The organism is Thermus sp. FJN-A (assembly GCF_054655095.1).
Window position 1 is genome coordinate 1 of record NZ_BAAHSC010000130.1, and the last position, 471, is coordinate 471.

The 471-nt window shown below is 69.9% G+C and carries 1 protein-coding gene; it reads left to right on the top strand.

Annotation, left to right across the window (positions count from 1 at the left end; all coding sequences use genetic code 11):
• Window positions 1-37: 37 nt before the first annotated feature.
• On the top strand, window positions 38-471 hold a 434-nt coding region (locus ACYQ0J_RS00675), incomplete at its 3' end, for a thermonuclease family protein (RefSeq protein ID WP_460170277.1).

Genomic DNA, 471 nt, shown 5'->3' on the forward strand with positions numbered 1-471 from the left:
CATGAGGTTTCTTCGGGGTCTGGCGTGGACGGTGCTCATGGGCCTGGCCTTGGCCCTTTCTTCCCAAGGCAGGCTCCAGGGCCCCGTTCAGGTGCTCAAGGTGGTGGACGGGGACACGGTGGAGCTTCAGGGCCTCGGGCCGGTGCGCCTCATCGGGGTGGACGCCCCGGAGTCCACCTACAACCACCGCACCTCGGGCCCCGAGGAGGTGAGGCTCGGCCTCGAGGCCAAGGCCGTCCTCGCCCGCCTGCTCCAGGGGCTCCAGGGGAGGAAGGTGTGGGTGGAGCTGGACGCCCAGGAGCGGGACCGCTACCGGAGGGTGCTGGCCTACCTGTACCTGGAGGATCCCAGGGGAGACTGGATCCACGGGGGGAGCCGGTTGCTCCAGGTGAACCTGGAGCTGGTGAGGGCCGGGTGGGCCGAGCCCTACACCGTGCCCCCCAATGTCCGCTACGCCGCCCTCTACCTCCA